The sequence below is a fragment of the Roseibium sp. genome, assembly GCF_039982295.1.
Lineage (GTDB): Bacteria > Pseudomonadota > Alphaproteobacteria > Rhizobiales > Stappiaceae > Roseibium.
In genome coordinates this window covers 95,913-116,925 of the sequence record NZ_JBDWYP010000087.1, presented here as the reverse complement: position 1 = coordinate 116,925, position 21,013 = coordinate 95,913, and the positions used below count along the sequence as shown (strand labels likewise).

The window sequence follows — 21,013 nt, the reverse complement described above, 5'->3', positions numbered from 1 at the left end:
ACGCCATGTTAGGCGCAAATGACAGCCCGCGCGCATCGCGCGGGACAATGCGGTCTTCGGTTGAGCGAGACACGCCTGAAATCAGGGGCAGATTCGAATGAGCACTGGCAATTACTCAATGGGCGGACAGGTTGGTGCCGGTTTTGGCGGCAGCATGGGCGGCAGCGGTTACGGCGGTAACGGTGGCGGCGGTGGAAATGGTCCGGCTGGAGGTGGCGACCTTGTCTTCGATGTGACCACGCAGAACTTCATGCAAGACGTCATGGAGGCCTCGCGGAGCCAGCCGATCCTCGTTGATTTCTGGGCACCCTGGTGCGGGCCATGCAAGCAGCTGACGCCCGTGATCGAAGGTGCTGTAAAGGCTGCCGGTGGAGCTGTCAGGCTTGCCAAGATGAACATCGATGACCATCCGGAGATCGCCGGACAGCTCGGTATCCAGTCCATCCCGGCTGTGATTGCGTTCAAGGACGGCCAGCCGGTTGACGGTTTCATGGGCGCCAAGTCTGACAGCGAAGTGAAGGCCTTTATCGAAAAGCTTGGTGGTCAGGCACCGGTCAGCCAGACTGAGGCGTTTCTCGAGCAGGCAGCCGGTCTTCTGGAGATGAAGGATTTTGGCCAGGCAGCCCAGCTTTTCGGGGCTGTCATGCAGGCAGAGCCGGACAATGTGCAGGCAATCTGCGGGCTGGCTCAATGCTACCTTGGCGCAGACGAGACCGAGCGGGCGGCGCAGGCTCTGGAAATGGTGCCGGAAGACAAACAGGACGACCCTGCCTATGTCGCGGCAAAAGCTGCTCTTGAATTGGCAGAACAGGCCAAAGCCCTTGGCGATCTGGCGGAGCTGCAGGCTCGCATCGACAAGGATCCTCTGGATCTTCAGGCCCGTTTCGATCTGGCACTTGGCCTGAATGGCAAAGGTGACAAGAACGGCGCGGTTGATCAGCTGATTGAAATCGTCCGCCGCGACCGTGAGTGGAACGAAGACGGCGCGCGCAAGCAGCTTCTGCAGTTCTTCGAAGCCTGGGGTTTCAAGGAACCGGCGTCCGCCTACGGGCGGCGCAAGCTGTCGGCCGTTCTGTTTTCTTGACCCGGCCAATGCTGCGCCACACATAAGGTTGTAGGCGCGTGTCAACGAGCTTTGGGTCATCAAGCAGACAAAGGACGAGTGAATGCAGGCGGGAAATGCCATTTATGAAATGATTGCGGATTTGCCGCCGGTTTTGCCCGTTTTCCCCCTTTCGGGCGCGCTGCTGCTGCCGCGCACCCAGCTGCCTTTGAACATCTTTGAGCCGCGCTACATCGACATGATCGATGCGGCGCTCGCGGGCAACCGGTTGATTGGCATGGTTCAACCGGAACCTGCGCTTGGACAGCAGGACGACGATGTGCCCGTTCTGGCGCGGATCGGCTGCGTCGGGCGGTTGACCAGCTTTCAGGAATCGGGCGATGGCCGCTATCTGATCACCCTCCAGGGGGTGATGCGTTTTGCCGTCGGACGCGAGGTGGATGCGATCACCGCGTTTCGCCAGGCGGAAGCCGATTTTGCGCCTTTCGCGCAGGACCTTCAGTCCGGTGTCGGCGAAGAAGAGGTCGACCGGAACAGTCTTCTCAAGGCGTTGAGGGACTATCTCGATGCCAACAACATGGAGGCGGACTGGGAGAGCGTTTCAGAGGCCGAGACCGAAGTCCTGGTCAATGCGCTTTGCATGATGTGCCCCTATGGCCCTCAGGAAAAACAGGCGCTTCTGGAAGCGCGTGATCTCAAGATGCGTGCCGAAACCCTGATTGCGATCACCGAGATGGATCTGGCCCGAACGCAAAATGACGGCAGCACCACGTTGCAATAACCTATTGCCCTAATGGAGTTTTCGGCATGGCCGACACTGAACCTGCCCAGCCCGTTGATCGCAAAGTCGACCGCAAATTGTTGGAGCTTCTCGTCTGTCCGGTGACAAAGACGACGCTGGAGTATGATGAAGAGCATCAGGAGCTGATCTCGCGCGCGGCAAAGCTCGCCTATCCAATCCGCAACGGCATCCCGATCATGCTGGCGGAAGAGGCCCGGCCTCTGGAGGCCTGATCCAGGCGGGGCTGGTTCTCAGCGCTTGCCGGACAGCAGTTCGGTGAGCCTGCCGGAAAGCTCAGCGACGTTTCCTTCAAGACGCAAGGTCTTCAAGCGGACGGTGGCTCCGGTCTCGAGCGAGACCGCGGATTTGGGCAGCTTGAGAGTCTTGGAAATCAGCTTGACGAGGGCAGCGTTGGCGCCGCCCTTTTCGGGAACGGCGCGCACATAGGCCTTGAGCGCGGCTCGGCCATCCGCGAGCACTTCAATCCTGTCCAGCGTATCGCGTGCCGCCTTGGGCGTCAGCCGAACGGTCAGCATCAGTCCGTCGCCGGTCTGTTTCCAGGGCAACGGGCTGTCTCCGTCGGACAAGCTTAAAAGACGTTGGGATAGATGTAGCGGACGATGATGTTCTGGATCAGGAAGATGCCGAGCAGCAGGGCGATCGGCGAAAGATCGACACCACCCAGGTTCGGCATCACACGCCGGATCGGACGCAAGGCCGGCTCGGTCAGATTATAGAGGGTCTGACCAATGGTCGCGATGACCTGGTTGCTCGAGTTCACGATGTTGAAGGCGTAAAGCCAGGAGAAGATCGCGCTGGCGATGATCACGTAGGTGTAGAGGTTCAACACCAGGAGAACAACGTCGAGAATAGCTTGCATCAGGAACCGCCCGTAGCCTGTCAGAGGTCGTGTTAGGCAATTCATGTAGCTTTCCCGCCCGCCAACTGCAAGGCGAAGCTTGTCTCAAGCCCCGAACTTGGTGAATTTGCCAGTTTTTGCAGGAGCTTGTCCGTGAGATGCGGAAATGACACAGAGCGATAGAAAGATCGTGAGGCGAGGCTTTTTTTACAGTTGGCGTGATATGGTGACCTCAAATTCGAACCATCTGAATGTGAGTCCCTTGATGACATCAGTACTTAAGCGCTTCGGACTGCTGCTTTGCGCGAGCGTCGCTGCAGGCAGTGTTTCGGCTCAGGACCTTTCGACAGGTGCACCAGAGCGTCAGCGGCAGTTCGAGATCGACCTCGGTATCGGCGCGATGGTCAAGCCGCGGTTTTCTTCCTCTGAATCCTATCTGGTCGCGCCTTTCCCGATTATTTCGGTTGGCCGGTTCTATGTCCCGGGCCTTGGACAGGTGGTCGATGGTCGGCGCAAGTCCGGTATCTTCTTCTTCCCGTCCTTCGGTTTTGTCGGTGAACGCAGTTCCGATGATGCCAAGGATCTTGCAGGCACCAAGGATGTTGACTGGGCGCTTGAGCTCGGCCTCGGCGGTGGCTATCGCACGGAGCATTTCCGGGTCTTCGGTGAGCTGCGTCAGGGCATCAACGGACACACTGGCCAGGTCGGACAGCTCGGTCTGGATGGTATCATCTATCCGACAGACCGGTTTGAGTTCAGCATCGGACCACGCGCGTCCTTCGCATCCGGCGAATATATGGACACCTACTTCGGCGTGACGTCGTCAGAAGCAACGGCAAGCGGCGGCAAGCTTTCGGCCTATAACGCAAGCGCCGGCTTCAAGTCAGTCGGCATCTCCGCGCGCGGCAGTTACGATTGGAACGACACCACCCGTTTGCACCTGCAGGCTGGCTATGACCGTCTGATCGGTGATGCGGCCGATAGCCCGATCACGGATCAGGGCTCCAAGGATCAGTTCCGGATCGGCATGGGCGTCAGCTACAAGTTCTCTTTCGATCTCTTCAAGTAGGATCGTCCGGCAGCTTCTTTGCCGATTTGACAGATCAAAGGCGCGTCCAGGGGACGCGCCTTTTTTGTATCAGGTGCAGGGCTCGAGGGTGATGCCGTAGGGAAGAACCGTCTTGTCGTCGCCGCAAGCGCCGATGATGCGCTCTTGCGTCAACCCGGAGACACCCGACAGATTTGCCCCGGCCAAACGGGTGCGCCGCAGAAGTGCGCCGCTCAAGTCGGCGCCCGACAGGTCTGCGTCGGTGAGATCGGCACTCGAGAGCCGGACTCCGGTCAGGTCTGCGTCCTTGAAGTTTGCCCCCCGCGCGAAGACCCGATCCAGATCCGAATACTTGAGACGGGCTTCGGAAAAATCCGCACCGGTCAGATTGGTCCGCTCAAGGTCGACCTGGTCCATCTTGGCGCCGTGAAAAATCGCGTTCGAGGCGTCACAGCGGATCATGCTGGCGTTGCGCATGTCGACCTGGGTGAAATCGGCGCCTGACAGCGAGGCTTCATTGAGGTCGGCGTCGCGCAGGTCGGCCTTGAAAAACTTGGCGCCGATGAGCGTTGCCTTTTCGAGATCGACGGAGCGCATCGAGGCTTCGGTGAAATCGCCATAGTGGAGCTTGGCCCGTTCCACTTCAGCGCGCCGGAAATCGGCCTCGCGGAAGCTGCTTTCGATGATGACGACTTCCTTCATGTCGGCTTCCCGCAGAATGGTCTCGTCGAAATTGCCGCCCGTGATCTCCAGGCCCCGCAATTCGCGCAGGCGCAGATCACAGTCCGGACATCCATTTTGCGCGACGATGTCGTCAAGACTTTGCGCGGCGGCGGGTGTCACAGCCAGGAGAGTCGCAAGCGGAAGCCAAAGGCCCAAAGCCGATGCCAAGGCTCGTATGCTGGCGTTTGACTGCATCATGGTTCGCTCCTCGCGGGTTTCCGTAATCTTTATCTGGGTGCTGCCTGCCAAGGCATAAAGAGCTTTTATGTCAAAAATCCAAATTTACCCTAACCTTGCGACAGATGTCTGTCAGATAGTCTTGCGCCAGGTGTCATGCTAGGCTCTTTGCATAAGTGGGGGTTTTAGTATGCGTTTTATCTTTATTCTGCTTCTTGGCAGTCTCGCCATCTTGCCGGTTTCCTCGTTTTCATCCGCTCATGCGGGCTCTGTCGTTGCCAAGATTGATCTTTCTGACCAGCGGATGAGGGTCTACATCAACGGCTTTCCGCGCCATTCGTGGCCGGTGTCGACGGCCCGCAGCGGCTATCGCACGCCGATCGGAACCTTCAAGCCTGGGCGAATGCACGAGCGGTACTTCTCGAAAAAATATCACAATTCCCCGATGCCCCATTCGGTCTTTTTCTATCATGGCTACGCCATTCACGGCACCACGGCGATCAAGAAGCTGGGAAGCCCGGCATCGCACGGGTGTGTACGGTTGCATCCGGACAACGCAAAGCGGCTTTTCTCGCTCATCGCCAAAAACGGCAAGAAGAACGCGAAAATCGTGATTACCCGCTAGGGCTTTGGACGCTTGGGAAAAGGTTGGAGGGAAGAAACGGGCGGGGTCGCAGGTGCCCGTTCCTTCCATCCACTTTGCTGACGACGCACAACCTGACAATCAGCATGCCACTGCTATCGCAAGAGGCTTGCCAACTTGATTGCCGGTCCATTTCGTCATGATCTTGTGCCGCGATGCCGAGGAATGGCAGGATGTTGATTGTCTTCAGGTTTTGATAACCACCCCTGCGTCGCAAAATGCGAGGCGGCTTGCGAGGGGTGGCTTAATGGCGGTTAACATCAGTTGAGAGACGTTAAATTAATTCCTGACGGAGATTGACCGTCGAGTGACTTCCGACCGCAGCGAAATTCTGGTCGACCCAGCTCTCAGCCGCGTTGCGGCCAATGCTCTTCAGCTCCGTCAGAAACGCCCATTCGGCATTGACCTTCGACGATGCCTGCAAGGGCTTGAGCTCGTCGGCCGTGATCCGGTGGACATGAACCTTCATGTACTGCTCGGCCGAGAGCTTTTCATCCTCAATCAGACGGCTGACGAAATCGACCGCACGAAGCTCGCGGAGCAGGGTCGAGTTGAAAGTGATCTCGTTGACGCGGTTGAGAATCTCGCGGGCGGTTTTCGGCGTCTCCCGCCGCTCGACCGGATTGATCTGAATGAGGACGATGTCCGGGGTGCCTGTGTTGTAGAACAGGGGATAGAGCGGCGGATTGCCCATGTAGCCGCCGTCCCAGTAAGGCTCTCCATCGATCTCCACCGCCTGGAACAGATGGGGGAGACAGGCGGAAGCCATCACGGCGTCCAGGTTCACATCGCGCTCGCTGAAGACACGGATCTTGCCGGAATAGACATTGGTCGCCGCCACGAAGAGCCTGAGCCCCTGGCATTGATGGACCCTGTCAAAGTCGACGACCCGGTCGACCACATCGCGCAGCGGATTGATGTTGAGCGGGTTGAACTCATAGGGCGAGGAAAACCGCGACATGAGATCAAAGGCGAGATAGCTCGGTGAGAAGTCGAGGCTCCATTGACCCATGGCGACATCGATCGGCGAGCGCTTGATCGGGCTCAGGAAGGCCTGCTGGCTGACTTCCCACCAGAATTGATCCAGTTTCTCGCGGGCACCTTCCGCACCGTTTTCCTGAAAGCCGCTGGCCAGGACCACCGCATTCATTGCGCCGGCAGACGTTCCGGTCAGCCCGTCAATGTGGAAGCGGTTGTCCTCCAGCAGCCAGTCGAGAACGCCCCAGGTGAAGGCACCGTGAGCACCGCCGCCCTGTAGGGCGAGATTGATCCGCTTGGGAGCTGGCGATGCCATGGTGTTTCCTTGTGCTGTCAGGCTTTGTGGATCGCGCTACTGCGCAGTCCAGCCCGCGTCGATTGGCAGGATAGATCCTGTGATGGAAGACGCTGTGTCGGTGCACAGGAAGACCGCAAAGCCGGCGACCTGTTCAACCGTCACGAATTGCTTGGTCGGCTGGGCCTTCAGGAGAACGTCCCGCTTGACCTCTTCCTCGGTTATGCCGCGTGCCTTGGCCGTGTCGGGGATCTGTTTTTCCACGAGGGGCGTCCAGACATAGGCCGGGCAGATCGCGTTGACCGTGATGCCCTGTTCGGCGACTTCGAGCGCGACGGTCTTGGTGAGACCTGCAATACCGTGCTTGGCGGCAACATAGGCGGCCTTGTAGGGCGAGGCGACAAGGGCGTGAGCCGACGCGGTGTTGATGATCCGGCCCCAGCCACGCTTTTTCATGCCGGGGAGCGCGGCGCGTGTGGAGTGGAATGCAGAGGTCAGGTTGATTGCGATGATCGCGTCCCACTTGTCGATGGGGAACTCATCGACCGGCGAAACATGCTGGATGCCGGCGTTGTTGACCAGGATGTCGACCGAGCCGAGTTCGTTCTCGGCGTTCTGGATCATGGTCGCAATTTCGTCGGGCTTGAGCATATTGGCGGCTGAATAGATGCAGCGAACGCCGAAGTCGTTTTCGATGGCGGCGCGGGTCGCTTCAATCTCATCCGCATCGCCAAGGCCGTTGATCACGACATTGGCGCCCTCTTCGGCGAAGGCGCGGGCGCAGGCCAGTCCAATTCCGGATGTGGATCCGGTGACAACAGCTGTTTTGTTCGCAAGCATTCGATTGGCTCCCAGAAATGAACTTTGGCTGACTTTTTACGATGTTTCACTGCACTGCAACAGGGCTTTCGCCCGGCGATGGAAAATTGATGCTTTCGTGAGGCGGGACCTCAACGCCGGTTGATACGGTTGACCGAGGCAAGCGCCTTTTCTGCCTTCTCCCTGGCGGACTGACGGCTCGTGTCGGCCTGTTCGTAGACCTGGCGGGTCAAGCCGAGGCGTACGGCGAACCGTTCGCGGATCAGACCGTAAAAGGTCGCGTGGAGACTGGCGAAGATCCAGACTGTCAGCAGCATGGAGCCCATGGGGAAGACGGCGGAGCGGATCTGTTCAAGGATCGGCTCGCCTGCAGTCAATGCGCCCACTGCCGTCAAGGCCAGGTACCAGAGGCCGATCAGGCAGCCCGCCAGGAGGCTCATGATCAGGGCCGAGAACGCCATGGGCCATCCAAGTCCGCGCGTGGCGCTCCAGCTCTCCTTCAAGGTCAAGGGGTCATCCACGGCAGCCGCGGGCAGGACGACCGATAGCTTCTGGACCACCATGAGCGAGATAAAGGGCGCTGCGAGGAAAAGCAGGAAACCCAGGCCGCCTGTGAACATGGCGATAACGGATGCAACAATGCCGAGTGGGATCAGCGCAACGACGCCGATCAGCGACAGGACAATCTGGTTGATGATGACGGACAATGTGCGCTTCGAGACTGTCAGCGGAAAGTCCCGTGCGTCGATCAGAATTCGGCGCACATAGGCAATTGCGATCGAAAACCCGATGAGGATATTGGCAAGGATGGCGAGAAGGCGCAGGCCGCCCTCATTTGGCTCGCCGACCGGCTCGGTCATATAGGACACGGTCGAAAAACCAGCGCCGGGCGACAGCACCGAGCCTATGGCGAAGTTGAGTGCCGCCAGAAGGAGGATATAGGCCCAGCCGGTTCGGAACAGGGTTCCCTGATGGGCCATGGCCAGTGACAACGATCGCTCCAACAGCGTGACAAACACTTTTCCAGTCTCCCGCAGCGCGATCCTTCACCGGTCTCGCCCCAACATAGTGATTTCGGCGGAGCTTTGAAGGGCGTGTGTGGTCAGTCAGAGCGGGAGGGGCCTGCTCCTGCTCCGTGAGCCCTTTCCATCGCAATTCGGTAACCTGCGGTGATCACGGAGATCCCGAGGACCGTGACGATGATCTGCAGCAGCAGGTTCAGGATCAGCACCTTGAACTGGATCAGGATCAGCGGCAGCCCACCACCGACGAAACCCAGCAAGAGCTGCAGGCCGACACTGACGACGATGAAAGGCAGCGAGAGGGTGAAAGCCGCACCGAACATGGACCAGCCAAGCCCCTTGCCGAGTTCATAGGCTTCCTTGAAGCCGAGCGGCCTTTCAACGGCGACTGCCGGCAGGGTGAGATAGAGACGCATGAAATGCGGCACCAGAAAAATTGCGGCCACGAGCCAGAGGACGATCATCACCGCCGGCGCCTGGAGCATCGAGCTGAGAAGGGCAAAGACAAGAACCACAGGCACCATGCAGACCATGAGGATCAAGGCGAGCAGGATCATCTTGAGGATGAACTGGCCTTCTATTGCGCCCAATTTCAAATGGATGAGATCAGGCTCTTCGCCAAGAAGGCCGAACCTGTGCCAGGCGACGGATATGGAAGCGGAAGAGGCAAGGGCAAAGACAAAAGAGATGATGGCGATCAGTGCTGCCGCCGGTGTGGTTTCGGTCGCGTCCTGGGTCTCGCCAACCAGGAGCTGGGTGGCGATGATCAGCACAAATTGAAGAACGAACCAGGCACCGCAGGCCCGGAAGACCGTCTCGAGGTTTCCAAAGACGAGATAAAAAGAATCTTTGAGAATACGTTTGAACACGGTCAACCCTTAGAAAAGTTGTTTGGCAATAGCAGCTGGCAATGCCCGTCAGGCGATGGCTGGACGGGCGATTGGCGAGAATTGAGTGCGACCTTAACGGGAGACGTTTCCTTTGTCATCGACCAGCTGCGCAGTCTTTCGAAGACCGCTCCGGCATTGCCCTTTTGGTCAAGGCGCACTAATCAGGCGGGGAAAGCTTGTGGCGAACGCACCTGCGCCACATATGCAGCCCAAACGCAGCGAAACGGCATAGGTCCATGATCGACAATTTCGCAAAGCAGTTGCCGCGTCGGCGGTCCGTGCCGGTGAAGGTCGGCAATGTCACGGTTGGCGGCGACGCGCCGATCGTCGTGCAGTCGATGACCAACACGGATACGGCGGACGCGGATGCGACAGTCGCCCAGGTCGCAGCGCTGGCGCGCGCCGGGTCGGAAATTGTCCGCATTACGGTCGACCGGCCGGAAGCCGCGGCCCAGGTGGCGCGCATCAAGGACCGGCTGGACCGGATCGGCATTGATGTGCCGTTGGTTGGCGACTTCCACTACATCGGCCACAAGCTGCTGACCGACTATCCAGATTGCGCGGCCGCTCTCGACAAGTACCGGATCAATCCGGGCAACGTCGGTTTCAAGGCGAAGCGGGACACGCAGTTTTCGCAAATCATCGACATCGCCCAGAAGTACGACAAGGCCGTTCGGATCGGCGTCAACTGGGGGTCGCTGGATCAGGAACTCCTGACGCGCCTGATGGATGAGAATTCGGGCAGCGACAAGCCGGTTTCCGCAGCTGCGGTCATGCGCGACGCGATCATCCAGTCCGGACTTTTGTCGGGTGAACGGGCCGAGGCCCTGGGCATGGCGCGCGACAAGATCATCCTGTCGGCCAAGGTGAGCCAGGTGCAGGATCTGATCGCGGTCTATGCAGATCTGGCGCAGCGGTGTGATTACGCGCTGCACCTGGGCCTGACGGAAGCGGGCATGGGCACCAAGGGCATCGTTTCGTCCGCCGCCTCCATGGGAATTCTGCTTCAGCAGGGCATTGGAGACACGATCCGTGTTTCGTTGACGCCAGAGCCTGGCGGCGACCGCACCCGCGAGGTGCAGGTTGCCCAGGAGCTTCTGCAGGTCATGGGGTTCCGGGCGTTTGTGCCGGTCGTTGCCGCCTGTCCGGGCTGCGGTCGGACGACGTCGACGGTCTTTCAGGAGCTGGCCAGCGACATTCAGGATCACATCCGTGTGTCGATGCCGGCGTGGCGCGAGCAGTATCCCGGGGTCGAGAATCTCAATGTTGCCGTCATGGGCTGCATCGTGAATGGCCCGGGAGAATCCAAGCACGCCGATATCGGAATTTCCCTGCCCGGCACCGGCGAAACGCCATCGGCTCCGGTTTTTGTCGATGGTGAGAAGGTCACCACACTACGTGGCGACGATATCGCTGACGATTTCAAGAAGATGGTGCTTGAGTATATCGAGAACCGCTATGGCAAGGGGGCGATGAGTCCTTCTTCCGCCGACATTGCCTGACGAAAGCTGTCCTTCATGACATCGATGCCTGGTTCACAGGAGAGTTCCAAACCTGCCATCCTCGTGATCACATCCCAGGTCGTGCGCGGCGGGATAAGTGGACGCGGGCTGGTTTTTGCGCTCGAAAGACTGGGCCATCCGGTCTGGTTTCTGCCGACGATCCTTCTGCCCTGGCACCCAGGACAGGGCGCCGGTACGCGGATTACCGCACCCGCTGCGGATTTCTCTGCGATCGTCGAGGATCTCGTGAACTCGCCGAAACTCAAGGAGATCGGCGGGATCGTCACGGGCTATCTCGGGAATGCTGAGCAGTCTGCTCCGATTGCGAAACTGATCAAGGCGGTTAAACAGGCTTCGCCGGATGCGCTCTATGTTTGTGACCCGGTGATGGGTGACCATTTTGAGGGGGATCGCAGCGGTCTCTACGTGCCCAAATCCACTGCAGAAACGATCCGTGATGACCTGGTGCCGCTCGCCGATATCGTCACGCCTAATTGTTTCGAACTGGGGTGGCTGACGGGCCGTGACGTGGCGACCGAGCTTCAGGCCCTGTCAGCCGCGCGGGATCTTGGCAATGACCGGGTTCTGGTGACCTCTTCTCCTGCCATGCGCCGCAATTCCATTGCCAACCTGCTGGTCATGCGCCGTGGTGCGCTCGCGGCTGAGCATGCGACCGTTCCAAATCCGCCAAATGGCACTGGTGATCTGATGGCAGGACTTTTTCTGGTTCGCCTTCTGGAAGGCATGCAGGATGAAGAGGCGCTTGTACGCGCTGCCGGATCGACCTTCGAGATGGTTGCACGCAGCGTGAAAAAGGGTGCTGACGAATTGCTCATTGCTGAAGAGCAGATGACGCTGGGCCGCCCCATGGCCCTCGTCTCCAGTCGGCGGGTGCTCGAAGCCACAGGCCGTGGCTGATCCTGGAAACAAAAGGATTGCCGGCGTCGACGGCTGCAAGGCTGGATGGGTTGTGGTTTCGTCTGATTTACGTGGGCAGGGACCCTATCAACTGCAGGTTTTTGAGAGCTTCGCGGTCCTGCTCGCGCATCAACCTGAATTTTCGACTGTCGCGGTCGACATGCCGATTGGCCTGCCTGATCATATAGGGCCACGAGGGCGCGGATCGGAACAGGCGGCGCGCAAACATCTCGGTCAACGCCAGTCTTCGGTCTTTACTGTTCCCTCTAGGGCCGCTGTCTATACGGACGACTATCTCGAGGCGTGTAGTGTCGCTCGGGAGACATCGGATCCGCCGAAGAAGGTCTCCAAGCAGTGCTTTTATCTTTTTCCGAAAATGCGCGAGATCGACACTGTGATGACGGTGGCGTTGGAGGAGCGGGTCTTTGAAGTTCACCCGGAACTCGCCTTTTGGAGGCTGAACGGCGAGGCTGCCATGAGCCTGCCGAAGAAGATCAAGAGCCGTCCAAATGGACCGGGCCTCGATCAACGCAGGGACCTTCTCGTGTCTCATGGATTTGACAAGACATTTCTGGATCAGGTGCCGCCCAAAGGCGTCGGGCGGGATGATCTTCTTGATGCGGCCGCCAATTGCCTGATCGCGTCAAGAATTGCCGCGGGTAAGGCGGAGCCATTTCCAAATGACTATCGACGCGATGGCAAAGGTCTCAGAATGGCGATCTGGGCCTGAGCAGGGCCTCTAACTGGCCGTTTCGGGCGATCAAGGCTTGGAGGCTGGCACAAGCTCAGTCGAGATTTCGCCGACTTCCGGCGACGGGGTGTCGTCTTCAGCCTTGTTCCCAAATGGTACCCAGCGCTTGAAAAAAGAGCTGGTTGTGCTCGGCTTGGCGACGCTGGGTGCGAAAGCGGTCTCGACCGACGTTTCGCCGTCTGCCGGCTTTGGAGTGATTGCACCGGGTGCCGCGGGCGTGGATGCTGTCTGCGTCTCGGTGGTTGAGGCAGCTTCAGCTGCCTGGGTTCCGCCGCCGATCACATTTGCAATTTTCGTCTGCCGTTCTTCCCACCGCTTCTGACGCTCTTCACGGGCATCCAGGCGAGCGACGATCTGTTCGTATTTCTGATCGTCCTTGCTTTGCTTCTTGCTAACCAGCTGCTGCAGGCGTGGTGACACCTGATAGTCAGGGCATTTCGCAGACGCACGGAACGGGATGCCTTCGACAAGTGGGGTGGCGTCGAAGACGTATTTCTTCTCGCACACGGATATTTTCGGGGGCACCTGGGTCAATTCAAAGTGGTCGTATCCGGTCTTGAGCATACGCCAGAATTCCATGTGCTCGCTGTCGCGATGCTTGGCCATGTTTTCCGGAGTCATCTCAAACGGATAGGCTTGGACCTGGAATGAGCGTTGGCCACCCTTGAAGCTGTCGCGGGCGAGGGCGTAGATGTCCTGCACCTGAGCGTCGGTCATTGCGTAGCAACCGCGCGACGAACAGGCACCATGCACCATCAGGTGTGAGCCGGTGCGGCCATGAGACCGGTCGTAGCTGTTGGGAAAGCCCAGGTTGAAAGCCAGGTGATAGCTTGAATTCGGGTTCATCAAGCCGGGTGTGATCTCATAGAAGCCTTCCGGTGCCTGCCGATCGCCTTCCTTGAATTTCGGCCCAAGTTTTCCCGACCATTTGCAGATCTCGAATTCTTCCAGGAGCGCGAACCTGCCGTTGCGCTTTTCCTTCCAGACTTCGAGCGTGTTCTCTTCCTTGAAGATCCGGATGAGGATCGGCGACGTCTTGCTCATGTTCAGATCGGTGATCTTGCGCTTGATGTCGCTTGAAACCGGCCGTTGTGCCTTTGGTCCATAGCCAAGCTCATCGGCCTGACATCCTGCCAGAAGACCGGCGACAAGAAGGGCGCCGCCCAGATTGCGGACACGTCGGAACGACGTCCGCGTCAGGTTTGAAAACGTTGCCTTTGGATTTTGCCGATGGGCCATGAGAACGTCCCGAAAACTCCAACTCGTTCCGGTCGGCCGGAACTCCAATCGGGCGCCGGGCAATGAAACCTCACCCGAAGCCAGTCATCAAAACTAGGCAGCTATGGTTTATAGCGGGTTACCTGACCGACAAAATGTGTCTCTGATTATCTCAGGGTATATCCCGCCGACAATCAAGTCCGACCATTACTTTGAGCCCAAAATCGGGCCAAACAACGGCAAACGGGGGCGCCGATGGTCACCCCCGCACACGGTTTCGTGAGATCAATCAGATTCAGGACAGGGTGCGTCCGATGTTGAGGAATTTCTCGCGGCGCTGCTTGCGGATCTCTTCCGGCGAAAGCTTGGAGAGATCCGCAAGGGCTGTCTCGATGGCGGAGCCTGCACGATCGATTACCGTCTCGCGGGCACGATGGGCGCCGCCGACCGGTTCTTCGACGATGCCGTCGATGACCTTCAGCTGCAGAAGATCCTGCGCCGTCACCTTCATGTTGGTCGCCGCGTCCTGGGCTCTTGCGCTGTCACGCCACAGGATGGACGCCGCTCCCTCGGGCGAAATCACCGAGTAGATTGCATGCTCGAGCATCAGAACCTTGTTGGCGGTGGCAATTGCAATCGCGCCGCCGGATCCGCCTTCGCCAATGATGAGCGAGATGGAGGGGGTGCCCAGTCCCAGACCCTTGTCTGTCGAACGGGCGATCGCTTCAGCCTGTCCACGCTCTTCAGCGCCGACGCCTGGATAGGCACCGGCCGTGTCGACCAGCGACAGAACGGGAATGTTGAAACGCTCGGCCATGTCCATGATGCGTACCGCTTTGCGGTAGCCTTCCGGACGGGCCATGCCAAAATTGTGCTTCAGACGAGACTGTGTGTCCGAGCCTTTTTCCTGGGCGAGAACCGCAACCGATTGGCCACGGAAACGGCCCAGGCCGGCGATCAGGGCGTGATCTTCGGCAAAGTTCCGGTCTCCAGCCAGTGGCGTGAAGTCCTCGACCAGCGCAGAGATGTAGTCGGCAGCATGCGGGCGATCCGGGTGCCGCGCGACCATGGTTTTCTGCCAGGGCGTCAGCTTGGAATAGAGGTCCTTGAGAGTCTGCGACGACTTCATGTCCAGCCGCTTGATCTCATCCTCGATGTTCACGGCCTCGCCGTCAGCTGCCAGGGCGCGAAGCTCCTGGATCTTGCCTTCGATATCCGCGACGGGTTTTTCAAATTCCAAATAGCTGTGCATGTACTCGTTTACCTGGAACAAGCAGCCGGCGGGCGCCTTGAGAGCAAGGTGCAAGGGCCTGTTTTGTGACGTGATCCGACAGGGATGTTGCAGTGCCCTGTTTGTCTTTAGTAGTCGGCTCTAGCAAGAGAAAGGGGCACGCGCAAGAGCGTGCCGCCGGCTTGATCACTCTTGCCTTTGCTTTGTCAGCGCGCTGCGCGATCGCTTCCGTCGCCGCCAATGTTGAGTTTGGAGGCTTGAACCACCAGTCGTCCGGAGGTGGTGTCGATGGAAATCCTGTAAGGGATCAGCACGTTGTCACGGCCCATGGGAGCAAGCCAGGCTTCCATGCCGGCCTTTGCCATATGTTTGACTGATTCTTTTGACGGGCGGTGGCCTGCCACTGGAACCCACTGTGCCTTGCAGATCACGACCTTGCCATCATAGCCCTTGCCGGACACTTCTTTCGTACCCTTGTAACTGAGCTTGATGTCAAAACGTGTCCAGCCGTCAAACACGGGCAGTTTGCGTTTGCAGGCCTCGGGTCCAAGGGCGTTCTTTCCGGCGCGCACAGGCATCAATGCCGCGCTCAGGGGGTCCATGGCGTTCTTGCGGTGGCGGCCTGTGACCTTGATGCGTTCCTTGTTTGGCTTGAACTGCGGTGTCACTTCCATGTTCCGGATGTGACCGGATCCCTGCTTCAGCGCGACGTAGAAGTCGCGGTTGGCAGCGTGGGATGCCATCTGGTAGCGCGATGGCACGACCTTTGAACCGACCAGCCAGCCAGAGGCTTCCGCGCCTCCCTTGCCCGTGGAGAAAAGCGTCCCGATGCCGGCGGGCTCCAGCCCGACCTTGGCAGAATAGGCGTTGCCCTGCAGCATGAGCGACAGGCTGCCCCGACCGACGGTGAAGCCGGCGATCGAAATATTGTAGAGACCGCCGACGCTGCTTTTCTTGGCGGCTGCTGGAGCCGCAGCAAGAGCGCATGCCAGAAATGGCAGAGCAAGAAATTGCCCAAATAATCTAAAACCAGACACTTCAAACCTCCACGCCGTCGGAGTTGACGACGATCTTGCGCCCCCGCGCTGTTGCCCGTGCGGAAAATTGCTTGCGCAAATCACCTGCAGCGGACGTGCCAATTGTTCGTGCGTATGGTAACTCAGTCGTTAACGTAGCACGCGAACGTGTCGGAAAAGTAAGGAATCGCATTCCGCGCGTTTTGAAGCCTTGACGATAGCGTGCTCGGTCAGTATAGCAGGCCAACTTTTTCCGTACAAAGCCGGAGATGCGTAGCCGGGCCTCAGGTCCGCTCCCTTCCGGTTGCAACTGCCGGGTCTGTTTTCGCGGGCCGGCCAAAAGATAAAAGGTGATATCATGGCACGCCGTTGCGAACTCTCCGGCAAGGATGTGATGACGGGTAACAACGTCTCTCACGCAAACAACCGTTCACGCCGCCGTTTTCTGCCGAACCTGTGCGTCGTTTCTCTTATGAGCGAAACACTTGGCGAGACTTTCCAGCTGCGCATCAGCGCGCATGCACTGCGCTCTGTCGAGCATCGCGGTGGTCTCGACGCGTATCTGGCGAAGGCTTCTGAAGATGGCCTGTCCCAGAAGGCACGTCAGATCAAGGCAAGCATCCGCCGCCACAAGGCTGCAGCGGCAGCTGCCTGATCTTCCTTTCGCAGGATAAAAACATGACGGATTCCCGGAGTTTCTCCGTGGCCCGACTCGCCATCGTGATCCTCGCGATGGCGTCTGTCGTTGTGGCCTCCAATTTTCTGGTTCAGTTTCCCGTTCAGGGAATGCTTGGCGCGGTCAATCTCGCAGACATCCTGACATGGGGTGCTTTTACCTATCCCGCTGCCTTTCTGGTGACCGATCTGACAAATCGCCGGTTCGGGCCCAATGCCGCGCGATTCGTCGTGCTCGTGGGTTTCTTGATTGCGGTATTGCTGTCGATCTGGCTGGCCACGCCGCGGATCGCAATTGCGTCGGGCTCCGCGTTTCTGGTGGCTCAGTTGCTTGATGTGACCGTCTTCGACCGGTTGCGCCGTGCGACCTGGTGGAAAGCCCCGATTGTTTCCTCTCTGCTGGGATCAATCGTGGACACGGTGCTGTTCTTCTCGCTCGCCTTTGCCGCAATCTTTTCGACCACCCTTGGCTACCATGACGATTTCGCAGCGGAAGTGGCGCCGTTGTTCGGCGTGTTTGCGCTGGAAGCGCCGCGTTGGGTTTCCTGGGCGCTGGGTGATTTCGCGGTGAAGATCATCGTGGCGGTTGCGCTTCTCGCGCCGTACCGGATCGTTCTGAGCTTTCTGCAGCCGACGCCGAACGGATCGGCAGCATAATCGCAGATCGAACGTCATTGTGTTTTGAAATTCAGAAAAGCCTCTCGATCCGGGAGGCTTTTTTGTTTGCGGTCGTTTAAATCAGGCGGGCGGTCAGCAGGCGCAATCCGACGCTGCCGAAGACAATCGCAAACAGTCCGTTGAACCAGCGGTGCAGGCGGGTATAGCCGTTCCTTAGCGCGGGTACTGCAAACAACCAGCCATAGCCCAGGAATACGGTGGCGCTCATCAGCCCGATCATGACGATGACGGGGAGAAGCTCGGCAAAGCTCGAGTTCGGCGGAACGCCGACGGAATAGAGCGATCCAAAGAAAAGAATGGCTTTCGGGTTGGTGAGGTGCAGCGCATATCCCTTGCGAAAGGCGGTGCCGCCAGAATGTACCTGGATCGGGCTGACTTGTTTTTTGGCACGGGAAAAAGCGGCTCTGGCGGATTTAAGCGCCAGAAAAATCAAGTAGCCGGCACCGACGTAGCGAATGGCCTCCAAGACCCAGGCATTGGCCAGCATCAAGGTCCCGAGGCCGAGAGCCGCCGTAACCGACCAGGTCAGTGAGCCGCATAGAACGCCGAAGGCCAAGGCCATTCCATGTTTGCGACCCGACGCCATGGAAGTGCCCGCAATCGCCAAGGTCGCTGGTCCGGGTGTGGCGAGTGCGAGGAGAGCAACGCTGAAAATCAGAGGGAAATTGATCGTTTCCATGCGGGTTTCTCCAGCTTTTCGCGCCTAATTCTGAGAGGTTTACACGGCCACTTTTCTACAAAGGAGTTATCTTGAAAAGGAGACTCCTCAGAGGGCGTCCATTTTGAAGCGCAACAGCAGCGTTCTTTGCAGGAGCGACCGGTTGTTGTCAGATAGAAGCGTTAGAATGGTCGCGCCGTCTGGTCCCTCATGGATGGCGATGCCTTCCATGTTGTCGATCTGGTAGCCGTAGTCGGCCTCCAACAGGACTTGTCCTTCAAGCCGTGCACCGGGCAGTATATCGGCGTCCTGAATGAGACGTATGCGCATGCCGACGAGGTCGCGCAGATTAAAGCGCCGTTCCAGAAGCAGCAGATCGCCGGTGGGCAGGAAGGTTGCATCGGTGACGTCGTAACGGTCCGATCGTGCCACCGACAGCGTTTCCTGCTGCCCCTCCTTGAGCAGAAATGCGGGGATGCTGTCGCTGCCACTTGGGCCGCGCTCGGCAATGGCCAGAGCGGTTCCCTGAAGACGAGATCCTGTCGGGGGCATCGCCAGGGCTTCAAGTCCCTTGCTGCTTCGCAAGGCCTTGATCTCGGACGAGACTGGCAATTCTTCGATCATCCGCTCCTTGCCTGTGGCCAGCGGCCAGGGAAAGCGGAAGATGTCGTTGGCCCGTTCCGCCGTGACCAGAAGGCTGTCGCCGTCGATCGCAATGGCTTCCGTATCGTGCTGCCAAGCGGCGCGCAGGCTCTTGCCCTCGCGGTTGAGCATCGGCGTATAGCGGGCATTTGTGACGTCGAGCGGAGTGCCGTCCGGGCTCTGCTTGATCTCTGCGGCGAACCAGAGGCCGTTGTCGGTGACGGCGAGGATCTGGTTGCCGCTGTCCAGGCTCAAAAGTCCTGACAAACCACCGACGTTGCGATCGGCGGAAATCAGCTCCAATCCACCCAGAAATGTCAGCGGGCCGAAGGTGTCGAGATCCCGGCCGATTTGAAAGCGGTCGAAGAGCCTGGTCTTGACCTGAACAGACTTGGCAGCTGCAAGAAGGGACACGTATTCGGCTTTGACGGCCAGGACTTGCAGCAGGAAACAGCAGCCGAGTGCAGCGGCGGCGAGCGCACGCAAGTGCGAGCCGCCTTTTGCCATCAGCGCCGTCCTCCTGCACGTTTTTTTCTTCGGCCGCGAACTGGCGCCTCAGGAACCTCGTCGTCAAACAGATCAGCCAACTGATCCGTCATCGCACCCGCCAGTTCCTCGGCATCGACAATTGTCACGGCGCGCTTGTAGTAACGGGTCACATCGTGGCCGATGCCAATGGCAATCAGCTCGACCGGAGAACGGTCCTCGATTTCCTCGATGACATGACGCAGGTGCCGTTCGAGATAGTTGCCGGGATTGACGGACAAGGTGCAATCATCGACAGGAGCGCCGTCGGAAATCATCATGAGGATGCGGCGTTGTTCCGGACGCCCCAGAAGACGCTCGTGAGCCCAGGTCAGGGCTTCTCCATCGATGTTTTCCTTAAGCAGCCCTTCGCGCATCATCAGGCCAAGGTTGCGGCGCGACCGGCGCCAGGGGGCGTCGGCGGACTTGTAGATGATGTGGCGCAGATCATTCAAACGCCCGGGCGTTGCGGGTTTGCCCGCGCCAAGCCAGGCTTCCCTGGACTGACCACCTTTCCACGCCTTGGTGGTGAAACCGAGAATCTCCACTTTTACGCCGCAACGCTCAAGGGTGCGGGCGAGGATATCGGCGCATGTGGCAGCGACGGTGATTGGCCGACCGCGCATGGAGCCGGAGTTGTCGATCAGCAGCGTGACGACCGTGTCGCGGAAGTTCGTGTCTCGCTCCTGCTTGAAGGCGAGCGGTGCCGTCGGATCGGTAACCGCGCGTGTCAGACGCGCCGTATCAAGGATGCCTTCTTCCAGGTCGAAGTCCCAGGAACGGTTCTGCTGTGCCATCAACTTGCGCTGCAGACGGTTTGCGAGCCGCGCGACGGCGCCTTGAAGATTGGTCAGCTGCTTGTCGAGGAAGCCGCGCAACCGATCCAGTTCCGCGATGTCACAGAGGTCCTCCGCAGTCACGGTCTCGTCGAATTGGGTGGTGAAGACCTTGTAGTCGGACGTGGGCGGACGGTTGGAGAACGGCATGTCCTGCCGATCGCTTTCGCCTGCGTCTTCCGAGGCGTCAGCCATGTCGTCTTCAGAGAAGTCTTCCATTTCGCTGTCGGCAGCATCCTGCTCGCCTGCGTCCTGTTCTTCTCCCGACATCTCCATTTCCTGGGGAGCCGCTTCCTGTTCGCCGGTGTCCTCTTCGCCGTCATCGCCGGCTTCAGCTTCGTCGTTGTTGCCTTCATCCTCGCTCTGGTTCGGATCGTCGTCCTGATCCTGATCGCCGATTTCATCGGCCATTTCGAGGGACGTCAGCAGTTGATGAACCTGTTTGGCAAAGCTTTCCTGATCCTCGACGCGTGTGGTCAGAAGATCGAGATCCTTGGCAGCCTTTTCCTCGATCCAGCCGCGCCACATGTCGACCAATTTGGTCGCGCTGGGTGGTGGGGGTGCACCGGTCAGGCGCTCGCGGACCATGAGGGCGATGGCATCCTGAAGCGGCGCTTCCTCGCGGCTGACCACTTCTGGCGCATTGGCCTTTTTGTAGCGGTCGTCGAGCATGGCGGAGATGTTGTCGGCCACACCTTCCATGCGGATCGAGCCGACGGCATCGCACCGGGCCTGTTCAACAGCCTCGAAGATTGCACGAGCTTCGGGACCGGAGGGTGCCCTGCGAGCGTGAAGCTTGGCATCGTGGCACGCAATCTTCAGGGCCATTGAATCGCCAAGGCCACGGGTTACGGCAACTTCGCCGGCCGTTGGCTTGCGAGATGGCTCGGGCAGACGCGCGGTTGCCCCGGACAGGCCGGGACGGTCGCCGGAGAAGATGATCTCCAGCTCCGGCTCACCGGCAATCGCCCGGATGGTTCCGGTGACCGACTGCTTGAACGGTTCTGTCGACGGCGTCGACTTGCCGCTCGGATTGGAGTTGCTGCCCGGCCCTGCCATGCGGTC

Annotated in this window: 23 protein-coding genes; 10 read left to right on the top strand and 13 right to left on the bottom strand. The window is 59.1% G+C overall.

Features of this window, described 5'->3' with window-relative positions:
- The first annotated feature begins 97 nt into the window (after nt 1-97).
- The 3 genes from trxA to ABJZ52_RS18880 all read left to right on the top strand — a co-directional run bounded on the left by trxA (nt 98) and on the right by ABJZ52_RS18880 (nt 2,077).
- Complete coding sequence (gene trxA, locus ABJZ52_RS18890) at nt 98-1,084, top strand: thioredoxin (RefSeq protein WP_348188526.1); 987 nt, start codon at nt 98-100, stop codon at nt 1,082-1,084.
- Between the two features lie 82 nt (nt 1,085-1,166).
- A complete protein-coding gene (locus tag ABJZ52_RS18885; protein ID WP_348188528.1) occupies nt 1,167-1,844 on the top strand; it encodes an LON peptidase substrate-binding domain-containing protein in 678 nt (225 codons plus the stop codon).
- Between the two features lie 26 nt (nt 1,845-1,870).
- Entirely contained in the window at nt 1,871-2,077 is a 207-nt protein-coding gene (locus ABJZ52_RS18880) for a Trm112 family protein (protein ID WP_348188530.1), read from the top strand.
- An 18-nt stretch (nt 2,078-2,095) separates the two neighbouring features.
- Here the strand turns inward: ABJZ52_RS18880 and ABJZ52_RS18875 are convergent, their stop codons facing one another.
- Together ABJZ52_RS18875 and ABJZ52_RS18870 are read right to left on the bottom strand one after the other, a co-directional pair.
- Nucleotides 2,096-2,410, bottom strand: a complete 315-nt coding sequence (locus ABJZ52_RS18875; protein WP_348188532.1) for a DUF167 family protein — start codon at nt 2,408-2,410, stop codon at nt 2,096-2,098.
- Nucleotides 2,411-2,433: 23 nt separating this feature from the next.
- Nucleotides 2,434-2,724, bottom strand: coding sequence for a YggT family protein (locus tag ABJZ52_RS18870; protein ID WP_153771422.1), 291 nt, complete (start codon nt 2,722-2,724; stop codon nt 2,434-2,436).
- A gap of 244 nt (nt 2,725-2,968) precedes the next feature.
- Here ABJZ52_RS18870 and ABJZ52_RS18865 point away from each other — a divergent pair, with 244 nt between their 5' ends.
- Nucleotides 2,969-3,772: a MipA/OmpV family protein gene (locus tag ABJZ52_RS18865; RefSeq protein WP_192109773.1), complete on the top strand. Its 804-nt coding sequence runs from the start codon at nt 2,969-2,971 to the stop codon at nt 3,770-3,772.
- Nucleotides 3,773-3,841: 69 nt separating this feature from the next.
- Here the strand turns inward: ABJZ52_RS18865 and ABJZ52_RS18860 are convergent, their stop codons facing one another.
- The gene (locus tag ABJZ52_RS18860; RefSeq protein ID WP_348188533.1) at nt 3,842-4,672 is read right to left on the bottom strand and encodes a pentapeptide repeat-containing protein; all 831 of its coding nucleotides are present in this window, start codon (nt 4,670-4,672) and stop codon (nt 3,842-3,844) included.
- Between the two features lie 169 nt (nt 4,673-4,841).
- Between ABJZ52_RS18860 and ABJZ52_RS18855 the strand changes: the two genes are divergently transcribed.
- Nucleotides 4,842-5,276, top strand: a complete 435-nt coding sequence (locus ABJZ52_RS18855; protein WP_192109771.1) for a L,D-transpeptidase — start codon at nt 4,842-4,844, stop codon at nt 5,274-5,276.
- Nucleotides 5,277-5,568: 292 nt separating this feature from the next.
- Here ABJZ52_RS18855 and ABJZ52_RS18850 read toward each other — a convergent pair whose 3' ends face one another.
- The 4 genes from ABJZ52_RS18850 to ABJZ52_RS18835 form a co-directional block, all read right to left on the bottom strand.
- On the bottom strand, nt 5,569-6,588 hold the full coding sequence (locus tag ABJZ52_RS18850; protein WP_348188534.1) for a patatin-like phospholipase family protein: 1,020 nt from the start codon (nt 6,586-6,588) through the stop codon (nt 5,569-5,571).
- 36 nt (nt 6,589-6,624) lie between these two features.
- Complete coding sequence (locus ABJZ52_RS18845) at nt 6,625-7,407, bottom strand: 3-hydroxybutyrate dehydrogenase (protein ID WP_289035197.1); 783 nt, start codon at nt 7,405-7,407, stop codon at nt 6,625-6,627.
- A gap of 110 nt (nt 7,408-7,517) precedes the next feature.
- On the bottom strand, nt 7,518-8,405 hold the full coding sequence (locus tag ABJZ52_RS18840; RefSeq protein WP_348188536.1) for a 4-hydroxy-3-methylbut-2-en-1-yl diphosphate synthase: 888 nt from the start codon (nt 8,403-8,405) through the stop codon (nt 7,518-7,520).
- An 83-nt stretch (nt 8,406-8,488) separates the two neighbouring features.
- Nucleotides 8,489-9,277, bottom strand: a complete 789-nt coding sequence (locus ABJZ52_RS18835; RefSeq protein ID WP_348188538.1) for a hypothetical protein — start codon at nt 9,275-9,277, stop codon at nt 8,489-8,491.
- A 257-nt stretch (nt 9,278-9,534) separates the two neighbouring features.
- Between ABJZ52_RS18835 and ispG the strand changes: the two genes are divergently transcribed.
- The 3 genes from ispG to ABJZ52_RS18820 are packed head-to-tail and all read left to right on the top strand — an operon-like array spanning nt 9,535 to nt 12,448.
- The gene (gene ispG / locus ABJZ52_RS18830) at nt 9,535-10,800 is read left to right on the top strand and encodes a flavodoxin-dependent (E)-4-hydroxy-3-methylbut-2-enyl-diphosphate synthase (RefSeq protein WP_348188540.1); all 1,266 of its coding nucleotides are present in this window, start codon (nt 9,535-9,537) and stop codon (nt 10,798-10,800) included.
- 15 nt (nt 10,801-10,815) lie between these two features.
- A complete protein-coding gene (gene pdxY / locus ABJZ52_RS18825) occupies nt 10,816-11,718 on the top strand; it encodes a pyridoxal kinase (RefSeq protein ID WP_348188542.1) in 903 nt (300 codons plus the stop codon).
- The gene (locus ABJZ52_RS18820) at nt 11,711-12,448 is read left to right on the top strand and encodes a DUF429 domain-containing protein (protein WP_348188544.1); all 738 of its coding nucleotides are present in this window, start codon (nt 11,711-11,713) and stop codon (nt 12,446-12,448) included. The genes pdxY and ABJZ52_RS18820 overlap by 8 nt, the downstream gene beginning before the upstream one ends.
- 30 nt (nt 12,449-12,478) lie before the next feature.
- Here ABJZ52_RS18820 and ABJZ52_RS18815 read toward each other — a convergent pair whose 3' ends face one another.
- The 3 genes from ABJZ52_RS18815 to ABJZ52_RS18805 all read right to left on the bottom strand — a co-directional run bounded on the left by ABJZ52_RS18815 (nt 12,479) and on the right by ABJZ52_RS18805 (nt 15,955).
- The gene (locus ABJZ52_RS18815) at nt 12,479-13,708 is read right to left on the bottom strand and encodes a murein L,D-transpeptidase family protein (RefSeq protein WP_348188545.1); all 1,230 of its coding nucleotides are present in this window, start codon (nt 13,706-13,708) and stop codon (nt 12,479-12,481) included.
- A 274-nt stretch (nt 13,709-13,982) separates the two neighbouring features.
- Nucleotides 13,983-14,939 (bottom strand): acetyl-CoA carboxylase carboxyltransferase subunit alpha, encoded by a 957-nt coding sequence (locus ABJZ52_RS18810; protein WP_348188547.1) that lies wholly within the window; start codon nt 14,937-14,939, stop codon nt 13,983-13,985.
- A gap of 185 nt (nt 14,940-15,124) precedes the next feature.
- Nucleotides 15,125-15,955, bottom strand: a complete 831-nt coding sequence (locus ABJZ52_RS18805) for a DUF3108 domain-containing protein (protein ID WP_348188549.1) — start codon at nt 15,953-15,955, stop codon at nt 15,125-15,127.
- Nucleotides 15,956-16,292: 337 nt separating this feature from the next.
- Here ABJZ52_RS18805 and rpmB point away from each other — a divergent pair, with 337 nt between their 5' ends.
- Entirely contained in the window at nt 16,293-16,589 is a 297-nt protein-coding gene (gene rpmB / locus ABJZ52_RS18800; protein ID WP_348188551.1) for a 50S ribosomal protein L28, read from the top strand.
- Between the two features lie 23 nt (nt 16,590-16,612).
- Nucleotides 16,613-17,266: a queuosine precursor transporter gene (locus ABJZ52_RS18795; protein ID WP_348188552.1), complete on the top strand. Its 654-nt coding sequence runs from the start codon at nt 16,613-16,615 to the stop codon at nt 17,264-17,266.
- Between the two features lie 76 nt (nt 17,267-17,342).
- Here the strand turns inward: ABJZ52_RS18795 and ABJZ52_RS18790 are convergent, their stop codons facing one another.
- From ABJZ52_RS18790 to cobT, 3 genes are all read right to left on the bottom strand, one after another.
- Nucleotides 17,343-17,966 carry a LysE family translocator gene (locus ABJZ52_RS18790; protein WP_348188554.1) on the bottom strand — a complete coding sequence of 208 codons (624 nt, stop codon included), beginning with the start codon at nt 17,964-17,966 and terminating at the stop codon, nt 17,343-17,345.
- 87 nt (nt 17,967-18,053) lie between these two features.
- Nucleotides 18,054-19,094, bottom strand: coding sequence for an esterase-like activity of phytase family protein (locus ABJZ52_RS18785; RefSeq protein ID WP_348188555.1), 1,041 nt, complete (start codon nt 19,092-19,094; stop codon nt 18,054-18,056).
- A complete protein-coding gene (cobT, locus tag ABJZ52_RS18780; RefSeq protein WP_348188557.1) occupies nt 19,094-21,007 on the bottom strand; it encodes a cobaltochelatase subunit CobT in 1,914 nt (637 codons plus the stop codon). The genes ABJZ52_RS18785 and cobT overlap by 1 nt, the downstream gene beginning before the upstream one ends.
- Between the last annotated feature and the right edge of the window lie 6 nt (nt 21,008-21,013).